Origin of the sequence: Bradyrhizobium sp. WBAH42, assembly GCF_024585265.1 — a bacterium.
In the GTDB taxonomy this organism is placed as follows: domain Bacteria; phylum Pseudomonadota; class Alphaproteobacteria; order Rhizobiales; family Xanthobacteraceae; genus Bradyrhizobium.
Window position 1 is genome coordinate 6,896,631 of sequence record NZ_CP036533.1, and the last position, 14,291, is coordinate 6,910,921.

Below are 14,291 nucleotides of genomic sequence, written 5' to 3' on the forward strand. Positions count from 1 at the left end.
CTGCTAGTATCTTGCGGTAAGTGCTGGAAACTCACTGAAGATGTGCTCGGCCTGGTCGATCAGTGGAGCGCTGAGCACGGGAGAAAACCCGGCGAGCACGGCGACGACAACCAGAAGCTTGACCGTCAGTGGCAGGGTTTGATCCTGGAGCTGAGTTGCCGCCTGGATGAGGCCAATGATCAGCCCAGAGATGAGAGCTGCGAGCAGCGGCGGCAGAACCCAGATCATGAAGAGCACGAGAGATTGACTCAGGTGTGTAAGGATGCTGGCTTCGTTCATGGTCAACCTCCTGGCGTCGTGTAGCTTAATACCAGCCCGTGCATGAGACGTGACCAGCCGTCGATCGTGACGAACAAAAAGAGCTTGAAGGGGACAGATATCACCGTGGGGGATACCATCGACATACCCATTGCCATCAAAATCGTCGTTACAATGAGATCGATCGTGATGAAGGGAAGATAGAGAAGAAAGCCGATTTCGAATCCACGCTTGAGTTCGGAGATCAAAAACGACGGCACGAGAATCGCAAAATCATCTGCCGTGGCGCTGCCGCGCATGTCCTCCGACCAGACGTGTTCCGTTGAGGACAGGAAGAAGCGGCGCTGCTCTTCATTAGTGAATTTCTTCAGATGAGCTCGGAGCGGCTCCTGTCCCTCCTTGGCGGCCGTCACCCAGTCATCGAAACTTTGGTAGCGAAGTTGCGGATCGGTAAGCCGGTTATAGGTCTGCTCGAACACCGGAGCGCTGATGAACACGGTCAGGATCAGTGCCGCTCCGTAAAGCACGATGTTCGGCGGTATCGATTGAGTCCCCAGCGCATTGCGCACGAGGAAGAGAACAACCGAGACCTTGATAAAGGCGGTCGTTGTCACGACTGCAAAGGCCAGCAGGCCAAGGCCGACGGTGATCGCAAGAAGCGCAAGGATGCTGGGTTGAACCTCAGTCATTAAGCGTCAACCTGCCGCGCAGCCTGACGGCCAGCTCGTCCCCAATCCGCACGATGTCGCCCCGGCCGATACGTTGGCCGTTGGCAAGGATATCCACCGGCCCATCCAGAGGCCGGCCAAGTTCGAACACGTGGCCTTCGTTGAGGGTACGCAAGGTTCCCAAGGGCATCGGCCAGCGGCCACATTCGAATATGAGTGTAATCTCGATGCTGTCGATATCCGCCTCTGATGGAGGCTGCTGTTGCACCTGGCTTTGGGGCATCATGTTTTCACTTGTTAGGGGGTGGAATCGCGAGCGGAATGGTCCTCGCAGTACCAGCCTGTCGCCACCGATGTCTGCAGGGGCCCACAATCGGTCTGCAGCGAGAATGATCTGGCCTCGCGCGAGTGGAATTACGTCCGGGAGCAGCGCGTCGCCTTGCTCTGCTCGGCGAAGAATGCCGATCGCGACGCGAAGCGAACCGACTTGACCTGCAACGATGACCGGGAGTTCGGAGGGCAGCCTGGCCGTTTGTCGCGGCAATCGGCCGAGCAGCTCGCCGAGCGCGGTGAAAGCCGGCGGAACGGGACCGTCAAGTGGCGAGAATAGAAGCAGCCGCGCCTGGCTGGCGAGCTCGCCATAGGCGACGTCAAATTCAAGATAAGGCCTAATATTCGGCGCCTCCTCGGTGCGAACAAGCTGCAGTTTGCGCTGCATCAATCTTTCCAGCGGGGCAAGCAAGGGTTCCAGCGCAAGTTCCAGGACCAGCGAACGCGTCGGCTCAGAAGGTAAGGTAAGGCCATCCTGCACGGTCGCAATCAGCGCTTCCGCAAGCGGAGCTGGCAAGGACAGAATCAAGGTTTCGCCATTTACGTCGAAGACGCAGTCAAGCATCGACGTCACAGCCGGCTCCACCTGCCAGACGGTTCGGCTCACGCGAACAGACATCGGCTTCTCGCCGAGGCGCGCTTGCAGAGGCGCACGCGACGCTGCGATCTCGTTGAGCCACGAGGTCACGGCGCGCGAGAGGATCATCGTCGGTATGAAGGCTGCGCGTTCAGCCGGCCGATATGGCGCGGATGCGGCTTCCGCGTCGCAGGCCCCTAGCTCGCGCGGGAGAGGATCTGCAATCATGTTCGCTCACCTCCCGTCTGCCCTGATCGGCCTCGCCGGTAGCGGAGCAAGACTTCATCATCGGCTTCGATTTCGGCGGCAGCCTCGAAATGTGCATCCGTGATGCGCCGAACGTCGTGATCGATCTCACGCCATTTCTGGCTCGCCGCTGAACGCTTGGTCCAAACGGATCGGGCCTCAAGAACCGCAGCCTCAGCTTGCTCTTGAGCAGCACGGGCCTCGTCAAGAGCCCGCTGCGCCGCTTTGATCTCGTCTGTGAGTCGCCCGATGATGAGATGATAGCGTCGCTGCAATTCGCACACAGATATCGCATCGGCCGCTAGCATTTCCCGATAGAGCTCCGCCTCGAGCTTTGCGCGGCGCTCTTCGGCATGTGCAAGATGCTCGCAAGCTTCTTGGACAGCTTGAACCGCGAGGTGGCGCTTGGCTTCCATGTTGGACAATTCACGAAGGGCGCTTCGTTCCCGCATATCCTTTACGAGCCGCAGCTTTGAGGCGTGAGCGGGACTTAGGCCGTTAGACGCGATATCCATGCGACCGTCTCCTCAAAGCTGCACGCCTCACCCTGTCCCTGGCGCAAAAAGGCCCGCAGCTGCTCGATTGAGGCGATTGCTCGATCTGTCAGCGGATCAGAGCCTTGCTTGTATTCACCGACCTTGATCAAGAACTCGGCCTCAGCGTAGCGTGAGAGCAGATCACGGAAGAAAGATGCCGCCTTGCGATGCGGCACCGACACGATCGCATCCATGACACGGCTGCGGCTTGACAGCACATCAATAGCCGGAAAATGCTCCCGAGAGGCCAGCGCGCGGGACAGAATAATGTGGCCATCAAGGATGCCGCGTGATTCTTCCGCTATTGGATCGCCGGTGCTGTCACCTTCGACAAGCACCGTATAGAAGGCCGTAATGGAGCCATGCTCGCCCATGCCGGCGCGCTCCAACAAGCCCGGCAACAGCGCGAAAACGGAGGGCGGAAATCCGCGCCGGGTCGGCGGCTCTCCTGCGGCGAGGCCGATTTCACGCATGGCGCGGCTAAAGCGCGTCAACGAATCCATCATCAAAACGACGCGAAGCCCCTGATCCCGAAAATATTCCGCCAGTGCTGTCGCCATGTGGGCGCATTGGGCCCGCTCCATCGCCGAACGGTCAGAGGTCTCCACTACAACGACGGAACGGTGGAGGGCTTCGCCAAGATGACGTTCGATGAATTCACGCACCTCTCGACCGCGCTCGCCGATCAGCGCAACGATGGTGACGTCGGCCGCCGCGCCTCTTACGATTTGCGACATCAGCGTCGACTTGCCGCAACCCGCATCGCCATAGATTCCGATCCGCTGACCTTCTCCACATGTCAGAAGGCCATCCAGGACACGAACGCCTAGCGGGAACGGCTGTTCAATCCCGCGCCGTTTCATCGGATTCGGCGCCCTGCCGCGTAGCGGTCTGGTTTCGCTGGCTTTTATCAGGCCCTTGCCATCGAGCGGTCGGCCAAAACTGTCGATGACGCGGCCGAGCAAATCTGGGCCGACAGCCACTTCCTGCATTCGCCCGGTCGTCACCACCTCCGCACGATTGGACAGCCCCACCATGTCCCCGATGGGCGTGAGTAACACCCCGTCCGGCAACAGGCCGATAACCTCGGCCTCGAGCGACCATCCGCTACGAGGATCCTGCAATAGGCATAGCTCTCCGACCCGAGCCTCCGGCAAGACGGCGTGCAGGAGCGTGCCCACCGCCCGCGTGATCCGGCCGCGGATGGCGCGTGTATCGATGTGCTTGGCGGAAGATCTCAAGGACGAGAGTGCGGCCTCTACAGTAGCTTCTGTGGCGGCGGCATCGTAGGTTGGTCGCTGCACAGTCACGATTGAGCTTCCTCTGACAAGCCAAACCCGAGACGCAGCGCGCGGAGCTGCGCGGCAAGTCCAAGATCGACATTACCAAACTCGCTCCACAAGACACATTGGTCCGCACTCAGCGCCGGATCCGCCTCAATCCTGACCTTCGGCCGGCCCTCAAGTCCGTCATAGTCCTTGAACTCACTGGCGAGCAGGTCGACCCTCAGGGGGGGTACATGGAGGCAAACCTCCGTGTTCTTGTATCTTTGCTCGATGGCATGACGAACGCCGTGGACCAGCAGCTCACCCGGGTCAAACGCGCCAAGCAGATCGCGAACGATCTCGAAGACCAGTTGCGGCAATTCCCGCTCCAGACGCGCCTTGCGCTGGGCCACTTCAAAAGTCGCCTGCGCAATCAGCCGCGCCATTTCCTCTGCGCCAGCCTTTGCACCCTCGGCGCGACCCCGCGCCCGTTCCCGCTCATAAGCCTGGCGTGCCCACCCGCGAACCCGCTGCAGATGCCGCTCGGCAGCGGCTCGCGCCCGTACGGCATCGTGCCAGATCTCAAGCTGCGCAGCTGGGATCAGCGGTCCAAGTGGCCGAATCTGCGGGGCCGCGGGTGATGCGGGGTCATCGGCCGTCATACTCCGGCAGCCTCTGTACGCAAATGCGCCATGACGAGCGAAAGCAGCGGGCCCGCTGCGCTACGGTGTTCAGCAGTTGGACTCTCGGCCGCCGTCCCAACAGGCAAGCGTAGAAGCACGCGGATACGACCAAGCGATGAAGTCTGTTCGAGCCAGGCGCCGAGACAAGCGTGCCCATCATATTCGATTTGTCGCGACAATTGCTCCGGTTCGACGATCGGGGTCATTGCGACGGCACTGGATAAATGCCGGACTGCGAACGCATGCGCTTCGGCACCGATCACCTGCACTAATATCGTCAGATCGTGCCTGGAAACCAACTTGAGGATGGAGCGTGCATGCCAGATGCTGCCCGCGAGCAGCGCAGCCCGCCGCGGATCATGCCCAAGGAGAGCATCTTCGTCCCAGTCGGCGCAGCTCACCTCCACCTCGCTGCCCAGCAGCAGTTCGGCGAGCCTTGGCTGCAGCCTGGCACTCTGCTGTAGCCGAGCCAACGTGGAAGACGAAAGCAGCGGGTCAAGAAGCCCAGCAAAACGATCGGGATCGACCGAGGCAGCAAGCTCGCGCAGCCGATCGACTGCGAGCGTGAACGAATGATTGAGTTTTGTGGATGACATTGATGCCGACATGAGCGTCCAGACTATGTCGCATCAGCAATCAACTTTTTGTCCGTCGCCTGCTCAGCAGACACGCGCGAGCCCCTACCAAACATGCTCAGTTTGCGCGATGATCGTCCAAACTGACGCATGCGCGGGCCCAGCAATACGCAAGATACGATGCCGAATAGCGCTCCGGCGCCTCCCACAGCAAGCGGAAGTAACGGCGCTGAGCCCGCTCTCGCTGACTGCGCCGTAGGGACTACCGGCGCGGCAGACTGCTCGATTGGAGCGCGCTCGACCGGCACGAAGACGACCGCGACCTTGTCATAGGACAGGCCTTCAATGCTGTTTGCGACGAGCATCTTGATCTGCGGCAACAGTGCCGAGAGCTTCGCGCTGGAGCCATGGCGAATGAAGACCGAGGCTGAGGACGGGGTCGCATCTTGTCGCAACAAGTCGTTCTTCGGCAGAACGACGTGGACGCGTGCTGAAAGGACGCCATCTATATCGCTGATCGTGCGCGACAATTCTTCGCTTAGAGCATAAACGTAACGTGCCCGCTCCTCGATCGGCGAGGCAACGAGGCCCGATCCCTTGAACACCTCGCCGAGATTCTTGAAGGATTGGCGCGGCAACCCCTCGACATTTAGCAGGTCAATCGAATAAGCGAGCTGCTTTTCCTCGACCTGGATTGTACTGGTTCCGTCCTTGGCGACCACACGGGCAGCATCAACGCCCTTGCCAAGGAGAAGCGCGAGCATCTCATTAGCCTCGCGCTCCTGAATTTTGGTGTAAAGATCAGCCTTACAGCCGATCAGCGAGAGGAGAAGGGGCATCGCAAGACACATGCGAAGCCGCCGCCACGATTGACGGCCGCCACAGCTACCCCTTTTCATATCGCCAGTCATCAGCTTACTCAGCCGGCCGATAGCAGCTTGTTGAGCGACGAACTGACAGCGCTGGTGCCCTTGGAGACAAGAGAAACCTGAATAACGTCCCTGTATACGTCTCGCAGATTCGTCATCATCGATTCAAAATCGGCTCCAACCGGTTTACCACTCGCATGTGCACCGACGTTATCCGTCTGCAAAAGCGGCTGCGTAGCCGGCCCAGGCTGCACACTAGTCACGGCAGCCGACGCAACCGCCGAAGGAACAGCGCGGCCCTGGTACATACTGGAAAGGGCTTGGAGGATTCGGTCACCCGGCGGACTTGCCAGCACATTCGTACGCTGGACCTCCAATATCGGCGAAGCCGCTACGGGCCGATCCGCGGGCGGGAGAGCAGATCCGTGATTTGCAGCTACTTGCGCCAGGGACTGCTCGAAGCGCGCCTGCTCGCCAGCAGCTGCGGGCGAGCAGGTACTGGAAAGACAGTCAGCCGAACTGGGAGAGATCGGCGTTGCGCCTAACAACATGGAATGAGTCATTGTGCTGTTGTGATGAGACCTAGGCGTTAACCGATGAACCGATCAAGTTCATAGGCTGGCGAGCTGACGAAAACCTGACGGAGATCGTTCTGACTGCGTCATCTAAAGATCACTTTTGGTTTTCAAGCTAGAACGAAACTCCAACTTGATGATGAGCGGAAGGCGTCCGGGAATGCTCGCGCGATCTACGATGGTACATATTCTAAAAAGAACTCTTTGTGCCGGCGTTTTAATCTGTATCGGCATAATGCGCTCGTCTGCTGCATCCCTTTCCCTGCCGTCTGCCCCTTATAGCTACACCGTTCTCGATCAGGATCTTCCTGCGGCGCTGCAGGAGTTCGGCAACAATCTCAATATCAGGGTCAATGTCAGCGCCGAGGTCAGGGGCCGGATTCGCGGGCGAATGCCTGACTTGCCGCCCCGAGAATTCCTTGACCGTTTGACTTCCCTGTACAATCTTCAGTGGTATTACGACGGGCTTGTCCTTTACATCTCCGCCGCCCACGAGGCGCAAAGCCGGCTCATCGTATTGAACCCGATCAGCTTCGATGCGTTCAACTCCGCGCTCGACGCCCTCAATATCTCGGATGAGCGCTATATCGTGAAACCAGCTCCGGGAGAGGGCCTCATCCTTGCTTCTGGCCCACCCCGATTTGTTGCGCTGGTGGATCAGACCCTTAAAGGCCTTGCGGCGGAAGCGCAGGCACGGCGCAGTCCCGTCGCAGCCGAGAGGCCACAACGCGAGTCGGTTTTGATGTTGTTTCGCGGCTCATCGAGCACGGTCTTGCGAGACGGGCGGCCGGAAGGTTCTCCCGAAACACCGCACCATGAGGGCGTTTTGCGCGAAACCGGTCCAGGCCAGAAGTGAGGTCGAAGATGCAAGACCGCTCCGAGCAAAGTCGGTCCGGCGTACGCTATTTCATCCGATCGTCAGCTTTTCGAAAGCTACGGTCCCCAGCTTGAGCATGCGAGGTTTGGGCGGCCGCCTTGCTTGCAGCAACCCTGATAGAGGGACCAGAGACCCAGAGGCCCAAGGGAAATTAGGTAGTGCCGTTTTTGCAGGCGGCGCGAGGTATTAGAGATCAATGCGGCCTCCGCACGCGAGCTTCCAAGAAAGCTGAGGCTTCGCGTAACTCGATGCGCGTGATCAGTGGAGGAACAGGGTGGATTTCAATGCAGTCGCCCCAGCGAATACGAGCCAGGAGCCCGACACAGGACAACCGGCTTCAGATGCAACCGAATTCGAGCAGCAGCTCAGCGGCGCACAGGCTCCCGCTTTGGCGCAGAGCGTCGCCCATCCAGTGCTGCAGGGCGAGGCTTATTCACCCTATCTGAACGCGGGCCACCCCTACTCTCCATACTTTGATATCGGAGACCTGAATCCGCCTTACGAGGATTTAGCACATCCCCATTCGCCAGACTCGGGTTGGCAGGATAATCTATATGCTGCGCCTGGGCAGGAAAATGGCCGGCAGCATCTCTCGCCCCAGACCATCGCTCAGGCGATCGAGAAACATCCCGGCTTCGATCAAGATGTGATATGGCAGAATCTGGATGCCGACCCGTCTCATGGCGAGCCGCGGCACGGTGAGCCACAAGCGGGACCATCGCATGCAGGTCCATCGCACACTGCCCCTTTTCAGGGTGAGCCGTCTCACGCCGGCCCATCCCATGCCCGGCCACTGCAGGCGGGACCGCCCCAACCTGGGTCTTCCGCAGCTCCGTCAGAACTTTCCGAGTTCCGCATGTGGGACGGACATCTCGCCAAGGACGTTTGGGTGTTTACGCCTCAAACAGCAACCGGCGCTCAGATCGACATGCTGGAGCGCAGCGGAGTGAAGCCAAGCAAAGAAAACCCGACAACAGTTTTCGCCATGCTCGGTGTGCCTCACACGGCCGAATGGAGAGAGGAGGACTTCATTCGTCTCACACCTTCGCTGGATGCGACCCTTTGGCCTGAAGAGTTAGAGCAAGACCAACCTATAGAAGCGGAAGATCCGCCCATCCGCTAACGGCTGCAGCCGTGCCACGGCAGGGTGATCTCCCCGCGGCCAACAAAGACTTAGACATGGCAGGACACCTGGTGAGAGGCGCCCCGGGGGTATTCCGCGGTCACTCTTCTCTTTTCCGGCCACTCATAAGTGCCAGACCAGCTCGCGAGGGGCAGCGGCCTAGTCAAAGACCGCGCGAGCCGGATGCATGAAATGGCTTTTCATATGTTCGCTGAGAACACAACGGTCCGCGGAGAAAGAACATTGCAATTTAGCTGCGAATTCAGAACTGGCGTGCCAGCCCCGCGAGTCACGCTGCGATTTAGGAGCACCGCGAGGCGATCGTGCGTCGAGACGAGGGTAAGGGCGTTCCGGATCAGGAGAGTCAGGGTATGACCGCCCCCTGGGCACGTTCAACATCGAACTGCTTACGCTGCCGCTTGTCCTCGTTCCTTGGCAAAGCGAGGACTCTAGCATCTGGCGTTAATGGCCTGCGGATAGCAGCTCTCAGAGAGTATTCCCCGGATCATCCGAAGCATAAATATCATCAAGATCGCCGGATTGATCCGCGAAAACTCTGCCCGCCCCCCAAGGTCTTCATCTCCTTTTTGTAGCCCGCGCCGAAGGCAGCTGCTTCGGCGCGATGGCCTGCTTCAGAAGCCGCGCAAAGGCACACCTCCCTAGTGCGCTTTCTTAGCTCGTATCGTGAGATAGAGGCCAGCTCTCTATTGCAGCCAACGCAGATGCCCATCCGATCCACTGGCTCTCAGCCGCGCCTGGAGTCGAACCGAACGCGTTGATTTTCGGTAACCACGCAGCGGCCGAATGATTCCAACCGGCACCGTCCTTTGCACATCAAACTCCAAGGGCGGAGCCACCGAGTCACTGAGCACAGGGAATCACGGTATCAATCCAGCCTCACTCTTCGTCAGCTTCTTGCAAGCTGTGCCTGCTAGAACCGCTGGAATAGGTCATCTCGCGGCACCGCCGCTAGCTTGGTTTTATGACATGGACACAGCCGCAGCCGATATCGCAGCAACGGCGCCAGAAGCTGGCGCAAACACCGATAACGCCGAGAACGGCGGCGAAAACTCGCCCGCAGCATTGTTGCAGCGAGCCTTCGAAAAGGCTCTAGTTGCCGTCGCCACCCAGGTTATAAGCGATTCCCAGTCAGATATGGATGACGCGATGAGCGAGCTAGATGATGGGTGAAGGTCCGGATTATCAGAGGCCCACAGGGAAGGACCTTCGGAAGGCAAGCCGAACCGAGAACGACCTGGCGCAGCCGCCGACTTGCCAAACCAGCCGCCAGATGCGTCTTAGGTGATCCTCCAGGTGGGCGGTGCGGCCGGTCGCAATCCGATCGCACTTGGAACTCTCGGAAAACGCCGCAGCGACTAGCTTACGCGGCCGTGCGCCGCACTCCTCAGTGAGGGTTCATCACGCTTTTCAGTCAGCACGCTTCACGCGGAACCAACCGCTTCTCCCTTTATGATCAATTCCGTCACCTGGCTGTGCTGGATCGGTACTGCAGCCGCCCGCGAAATGGCGTGCCAGAGAGATCCTGTGAGATCGTAACCTCGGTAGCTTCGGCGCTCGCCGCGCAGATACCTGCGCAGCTCCCGGTCCGCTGACAACAGCATCGAAAAATCTTGCGGGTACCTGATCCGTGGGTCATGGCGGGCCTGTGGGTACGATTGGCGCCGCCGAACACGAAAAGCGGGCGCTAACGCCCGCTTCAGTGACTTACCCGATAAGCTGGGATCGCCTCGCAGGACCAGCCAGGATTGCGGCCAACTCAAGCGTCCGACGGTGTGCCTGGATTCTCATTGCTGTCGATGATCGCCTGGTTAACCTGGCGTCCAGACCGATCAACCCAGCCCGAGCCTGGCTGTTCGTAAATCGTCTGGGCTCCATCTGAAGTCAGCTGATCAAGCGTACGGCCTGCATTCGACTGCGTCACCTTAAGATTGTTCTTACCGTCGAAGCGGTCTCCTAGCCCTTCGACGACAATGGCATTGTCGCCGTTGGTAATGGTCAGCTTCGAGGCCATCGTTCTGCCGTTGCCAATATCAACGGTGTCGATGGTAATTTTCGTGCCGTCGTCGAGCTGGAACGTCATGTTCTTCTTGAAATCGAAATCGATCTTGCCGTCACCGTCGGCATCGACGTGGGGGTCGCCCTTGATCGCTGTGATCTTGCCAGTTTGATTGTTGCGAATGAGCACCGTTCCGTCATGCTCGTCCACGAGCATCGAATACTTATCACCAAGCTTGATCTCAGCCCTGCTGCCCCTGACCTCATGCGACCAGATTGGCGCCGGCTGAGACGACTGCGTGGGCGTTTGGGTGACCGCAACAGGCACCATCGCAAGAGGCGGCGGCGGAGGAGGAACGAAGAAGACGGGGGCGGTAGAGGCACGCGCTGCGCTTCCATACTGGTAATTACCGGGGCCGCGCCCTTGTTCGCCTGCATCGATACTCGCCTGATTCACCGCGCGTCCGGCCCCATCGACCCAGCCTTGGCCACTCTCATGGATCGTTTGGGCACCATCGGACGTCAACTCGTCAAGGGTCATGCCAGCATTGGACTGGGTCACCCTTAGATTGTTTTTTCCATCCTTGTCGTCGCCGAGCCCCTCGACAACCATCGCGTTGTGGCCGTTGGTAATGGTAAGCTTTGAAGAGATGGCCTGACCATTACCGTAGTCAACATTGTTGACAGTAATTTTCGTGCCGTCGTCGAGCTCAAACGTCATATCCTTCTTGAAATCGAAGTCATCTTTGCCGTCTCCGTCGGCATCAACGTGGGGGTCGCCATGAATTACGGTGACATGCCCGGTTTGGTTGTTGCGAACTGTCCAGGTGCCATCCTTTTCATTGGCCGTAATCGTATACTTGTCCCCAAGGTTGATCGTGGCCTTGCCATCCTTGACCTCGTGCGTCCACACCGGATCCACAGCAGGCTCAGAACTTTGATTCAGCTGGCTCATCAGCATGGTGGGAGGAGGAGGCGCCATCATGTAAGCTTGGGTCGTAACGACGGCTGGCGTTACCACGACCGGAACGGCGACCGAACTGACGAGGGCTGGTGAGGCTACCGGTAGGTACTGGTAGCTCGCCGGAGCATACTGTCCCAACAAGGCGTTGAAGGCAGGAGTGACAACCGCGCCTTCTGGCACCACTCCGTTCATCGAATCGGACGCGCCCACCACCGGAAGGCCAGCCACGGGAAGATACGGCATTTAGTTTACTCCTGTTGCATAGACGAAATCTGTAAAACCGCGAGCGCTGCGCGCATAGTCAACCAAGGTACGCTGCTTCGATTTGCACGAGAACGCACCATTAGCTCATCCGGACGAACGACTACTTCTCTTGCCAGACCAGCAGCCCTAATGAGATCTTCCTTTCGTCGCACCACACTAAGTGCTGCACGATCACATCACGCCCATTTAACTCACAACGACCGTAGCCCGAATACCTGTCGAAAAGCTGACGACGATGGGCGAGCGAAGCCGCATCCACTTTGACATTGATCGAATGTCCGAGACGCATCCTTCGCCAAGCTGTATCGCAACCTTCAACCCTCCTCTTCGCACGAAACGGCTGTTATCAGAGGTGCCCTATGTCTTCGCGATACGCGAGGTCTGCCGGTTATCAACCAGTCATCCCATCCTCACCGCGCAATCAGCGCTCCCGCCGGTCGTGCACATCATCTGCGAGGAGCGTCGATGGGTTGAACACGCGCGCGGACCAGTCCCTCCGGCACCAGAGCATCTTCGCGGAACCTGACTTTGCACAAGCCGCCCATGTTGACCAAACGAGTCTAGCGCGGGCTGAGACCCGCACAACTCCATGACTTTATCCCGCTTCCGCACTCTATCCGCCAAGCCACGCGCCTGCGCAGGCTCCGCAAGGTAAACTCGTTCCTGAACGCGCAGCTAAGCACCACCCACAGGGCCTTGAGCAAAGCCGATTATAGACGGGTTGGGACGGCCCGGGCGAGCCGATGATTGCGAGCAGGTGCAACGCTGCCGCAAAAGATCATCCCACTCGCCTCAACATGAGGCTCGTCAGCTTTTCGAAAGCTAGCGCCCCTAGCATGAGGCCGCTGAAATCTAGGCGAGCAGTCGTCTATTGAGCGCAACAAGACGAGGATAGGAGAATGCGATGATCGGAGAAATGATCGGAAGTGCTGCCGGCGGATACCTTGGCGGGCCTGCCGGAGCGGCCATTGGTTCGGCACTGGGCGGGAGCGTTGACAAGGTCTTTGACAAGGTGGTCCACACCTTGGTGCCCGACGAGGGTAGCCATGATAAGGCCGCAGACGACAAAGACGCCGGCGACAAGAGCGAGGTACAACCCAAGTCCGATACCCTCTGCAAGAGCCCGGAGCTGAACCTTGGGCTCAGCACGCTCGGCGGTACGCCCATGGTCCTCTCAATTCCCGCGATCATCTCGCCGGCCCACAACTCGTAACAAGTCAGAACCAAGGTTATCCCAACAGAAAGGTAAGTAGATATGGCAGTTGACAATGTTGGCGGAAATGGCGGCGCTGCTGGTGCGCAGCCGACGGGCGATACGGGCTTCCAGAACCAGATGGCTGAATTCGAGCGTGTTAGCCAGAAGGTTCAGGCCCAGGCCGTGGCAATGCGTCGAATCACGACCGAGCTCTCGTCCGAGAAGAAGGTCGCCGACGAACGCGTTCAGTAATTCTGCGAGACGGGTGGCTCACCGCGTTGCTACCGTCGCCGAGTTGTGAATGACGAAATCTGGATGAGCCGTACGGCACTGCCGTACGGCTTCTCTCGTTATTCAGGAGGTTGTCGTGAAGGGCTCTGTTTCGCTCGAGTTCGAGGTGCTTTCGGGACTCTATACCGGGCTCAAGGGGAAGGCAGCGGGCGGCGACAGCATTGTTGGCAGTGGCTTCGATGCAGACATGATCTTCGTTGAACAAGGGCTTGAGCCGCATCACCTTCGTGTCATCGCGCAGCACGATTCGATCGAGGTCGAGGCGCTCGCCGCCAATATCAGCATAGACGGTCTCGCGAGCATCGCTTCAGGTGAGCGCGTCAGAGTGCCCCTCCCCGCGGTCGTTCATGCTGGCGCGATGTCCATCCGCTGGTCGACAGAGGATGTCCAGCCGGTTTCTTCGAGCAAGCGCTCCCGCAGCTTGACCTTAGCACTCAGCCTGGTTCTGCTCAGCTCTGTCGTGATCGGCACCGTCTCAACTATCTTCGCCCCAGGCGATAGAGCGGTGGTGCCAAGTACACAGTCGTCGCGCACGGTCGAGATTGCCACTAAGCCAACCGTTGATCATTCTGATCCGAGAGCTGCTGATGAAATGGCCGTATCGCTGCGGCAAGAGATCGAACGAGCGGGCCTTCTTGACGTTAAGATCGGGCGCGGCCCCGGCGTTGTGACCGCGGAAGGCACAATTACGCCGAACCTCGTCGTAAAATGGAAAGAGATCCAGCAATGGTTCGATCGTCAAACCAACGGCACCACGACCCTTGTGAATGCTGTCACGGTGAAAGAGGAGAAGATGCCGTCTTCAATTGCTGTCCAAGCCGTCTGGCGCGGAAGCGAACCTTATCTGCTTATTGCCGGGCAGAAGTACTTCGTCGGTGCGCTCTTAAGCAATGGATGGACCGTTGATCGAATTGAGGATGGACGTGTTCTGCTCAGTCGCAACGGCCGATCTGCCGCTTTGCCATATTGAGGTCTCTAG

At 58.9% G+C, this 14,291-nt stretch carries 16 protein-coding genes; 6 read left to right on the forward strand and 10 right to left on the reverse strand.

Annotated elements, in window-relative coordinates; genetic code table 11:
* Positions 1–3 precede the first annotated feature (3 nt).
* The 9 genes from DCG74_RS32610 to DCG74_RS32650 are packed head-to-tail and all read right to left on the reverse strand — an operon-like array spanning position 4 to position 6,570.
* Positions 4–279, reverse strand: coding sequence for an EscS/YscS/HrcS family type III secretion system export apparatus protein (locus DCG74_RS32610; protein ID WP_036014823.1), 276 nt, complete (start codon positions 277–279; stop codon positions 4–6).
* Positions 280–281: 2 nt separating this feature from the next.
* Positions 282–947 (reverse strand): type III secretion system export apparatus subunit SctR, encoded by a 666-nt coding sequence (gene sctR, locus DCG74_RS32615; protein WP_172787701.1) that lies wholly within the window; start codon positions 945–947, stop codon positions 282–284.
* Positions 940–2,061 carry a type III secretion system cytoplasmic ring protein SctQ gene (sctQ, locus tag DCG74_RS32620; protein ID WP_172787702.1) on the reverse strand — a complete coding sequence of 374 codons (1,122 nt, stop codon included), beginning with the start codon at positions 2,059–2,061 and terminating at the stop codon, positions 940–942. The genes sctR and sctQ overlap by 8 nt, the downstream gene beginning before the upstream one ends.
* Positions 2,058–2,594, reverse strand: coding sequence for a hypothetical protein (locus DCG74_RS32625; protein WP_172787703.1), 537 nt, complete (start codon positions 2,592–2,594; stop codon positions 2,058–2,060). The genes sctQ and DCG74_RS32625 overlap by 4 nt, the downstream gene beginning before the upstream one ends.
* A complete protein-coding gene (gene sctN / locus DCG74_RS32630; protein ID WP_172787704.1) occupies positions 2,570–3,925 on the reverse strand; it encodes a type III secretion system ATPase SctN in 1,356 nt (451 codons plus the stop codon). Before sctN ends, DCG74_RS32625 begins: the two co-directional genes overlap by 25 nt.
* Positions 3,922–4,542 carry a type III secretion system stator protein SctL gene (sctL, locus tag DCG74_RS32635; protein ID WP_172787705.1) on the reverse strand — a complete coding sequence of 207 codons (621 nt, stop codon included), beginning with the start codon at positions 4,540–4,542 and terminating at the stop codon, positions 3,922–3,924. Before sctL ends, sctN begins: the two co-directional genes overlap by 4 nt.
* A complete protein-coding gene (locus DCG74_RS32640) occupies positions 4,539–5,171 on the reverse strand; it encodes a nodulation protein NolU (RefSeq protein WP_172787706.1) in 633 nt (210 codons plus the stop codon). The genes sctL and DCG74_RS32640 overlap by 4 nt, the downstream gene beginning before the upstream one ends.
* A gap of 11 nt (positions 5,172–5,182) precedes the next feature.
* Entirely contained in the window at positions 5,183–6,049 is an 867-nt protein-coding gene (gene sctJ / locus DCG74_RS32645) for a type III secretion system inner membrane ring lipoprotein SctJ (RefSeq protein ID WP_172787707.1), read from the reverse strand.
* 8 nt (positions 6,050–6,057) lie between these two features.
* Positions 6,058–6,570: a nodulation protein NolB gene (locus DCG74_RS32650; protein WP_306557926.1), complete on the reverse strand. Its 513-nt coding sequence runs from the start codon at positions 6,568–6,570 to the stop codon at positions 6,058–6,060.
* A 190-nt stretch (positions 6,571–6,760) separates the two neighbouring features.
* On the opposite strand from DCG74_RS32650, the gene DCG74_RS32655 reads away from it, so the two are divergent.
* The 3 genes from DCG74_RS32655 (at position 6,761) to DCG74_RS32665 (ending at position 9,773) form a co-directional block, all read left to right on the forward strand.
* Positions 6,761–7,438 (forward strand): secretin N-terminal domain-containing protein, encoded by a 678-nt coding sequence (locus tag DCG74_RS32655; protein ID WP_172787708.1) that lies wholly within the window; start codon positions 6,761–6,763, stop codon positions 7,436–7,438.
* Between the two features lie 295 nt (positions 7,439–7,733).
* Entirely contained in the window at positions 7,734–8,582 is an 849-nt protein-coding gene (locus tag DCG74_RS32660; RefSeq protein WP_246708928.1) for a hypothetical protein, read from the forward strand.
* 987 nt (positions 8,583–9,569) lie between these two features.
* Positions 9,570–9,773 (forward strand): hypothetical protein, encoded by a 204-nt coding sequence (locus DCG74_RS32665; protein ID WP_172787709.1) that lies wholly within the window; start codon positions 9,570–9,572, stop codon positions 9,771–9,773.
* 586 nt (positions 9,774–10,359) lie between these two features.
* Here DCG74_RS32665 and DCG74_RS32670 read toward each other — a convergent pair.
* Positions 10,360–11,805 carry a DUF1521 domain-containing protein gene (locus DCG74_RS32670; RefSeq protein WP_172787710.1) on the reverse strand — a complete coding sequence of 482 codons (1,446 nt, stop codon included), beginning with the start codon at positions 11,803–11,805 and terminating at the stop codon, positions 10,360–10,362.
* 925 nt (positions 11,806–12,730) lie between these two features.
* On the opposite strand from DCG74_RS32670, the gene DCG74_RS32675 reads away from it, so the two are divergent.
* The 3 genes from DCG74_RS32675 (at position 12,731) to DCG74_RS32685 (ending at position 14,282) form a co-directional block, all read left to right on the forward strand.
* Positions 12,731–13,039: a hypothetical protein gene (locus DCG74_RS32675; protein ID WP_172787711.1), complete on the forward strand. Its 309-nt coding sequence runs from the start codon at positions 12,731–12,733 to the stop codon at positions 13,037–13,039.
* A gap of 42 nt (positions 13,040–13,081) precedes the next feature.
* A complete protein-coding gene (locus DCG74_RS32680) occupies positions 13,082–13,273 on the forward strand; it encodes a hypothetical protein (protein WP_036014847.1) in 192 nt (63 codons plus the stop codon).
* A 115-nt stretch (positions 13,274–13,388) separates the two neighbouring features.
* Positions 13,389–14,282 (forward strand): hypothetical protein, encoded by an 894-nt coding sequence (locus DCG74_RS32685; protein WP_172787712.1) that lies wholly within the window; start codon positions 13,389–13,391, stop codon positions 14,280–14,282.
* Positions 14,283–14,291 lie beyond the last annotated feature (9 nt).

Coding starts and splice junctions, on each gene's coding strand:
- sctQ (WP_172787702.1), bottom strand. CDS start 2,061: ATGATTGCAGATCCTCTCCCGCGCGAGCTAGGGGCCTGCGACGCGGAA.
- DCG74_RS32640 (WP_172787706.1), bottom strand. CDS start 5,171: ATGTCGGCATCAATGTCATCCACAAAACTCAATCATTCGTTCACGCTC.
- DCG74_RS32625 (WP_172787703.1), bottom strand. CDS start 2,594: ATGGATATCGCGTCTAACGGCCTAAGTCCCGCTCACGCCTCAAAGCTG.
- sctR (WP_172787701.1), bottom strand. CDS start 947: ATGACTGAGGTTCAACCCAGCATCCTTGCGCTTCTTGCGATCACCGTC.
- sctJ (WP_172787707.1), bottom strand. CDS start 6,049: ATGACTGGCGATATGAAAAGGGGTAGCTGTGGCGGCCGTCAATCGTGG.
- DCG74_RS32670 (WP_172787710.1), bottom strand. CDS start 11,805: ATGCCGTATCTTCCCGTGGCTGGCCTTCCGGTGGTGGGCGCGTCCGAT.
- DCG74_RS32650 (WP_306557926.1), bottom strand. CDS start 6,570: ATGACTCATTCCATGTTGTTAGGCGCAACGCCGATCTCTCCCAGTTCG.
- sctL (WP_172787705.1), bottom strand. CDS start 4,542: ATGACGGCCGATGACCCCGCATCACCCGCGGCCCCGCAGATTCGGCCA.
- DCG74_RS32680 (WP_036014847.1), top strand. CDS start 13,082: ATGGCAGTTGACAATGTTGGCGGAAATGGCGGCGCTGCTGGTGCGCAG.
- DCG74_RS32610 (WP_036014823.1), bottom strand. CDS start 279: ATGAACGAAGCCAGCATCCTTACACACCTGAGTCAATCTCTCGTGCTC.
- DCG74_RS32675 (WP_172787711.1), top strand. CDS start 12,731: ATGATCGGAGAAATGATCGGAAGTGCTGCCGGCGGATACCTTGGCGGG.
- DCG74_RS32665 (WP_172787709.1), top strand. CDS start 9,570: ATGGACACAGCCGCAGCCGATATCGCAGCAACGGCGCCAGAAGCTGGC.
- DCG74_RS32655 (WP_172787708.1), top strand. CDS start 6,761: ATGGTACATATTCTAAAAAGAACTCTTTGTGCCGGCGTTTTAATCTGT.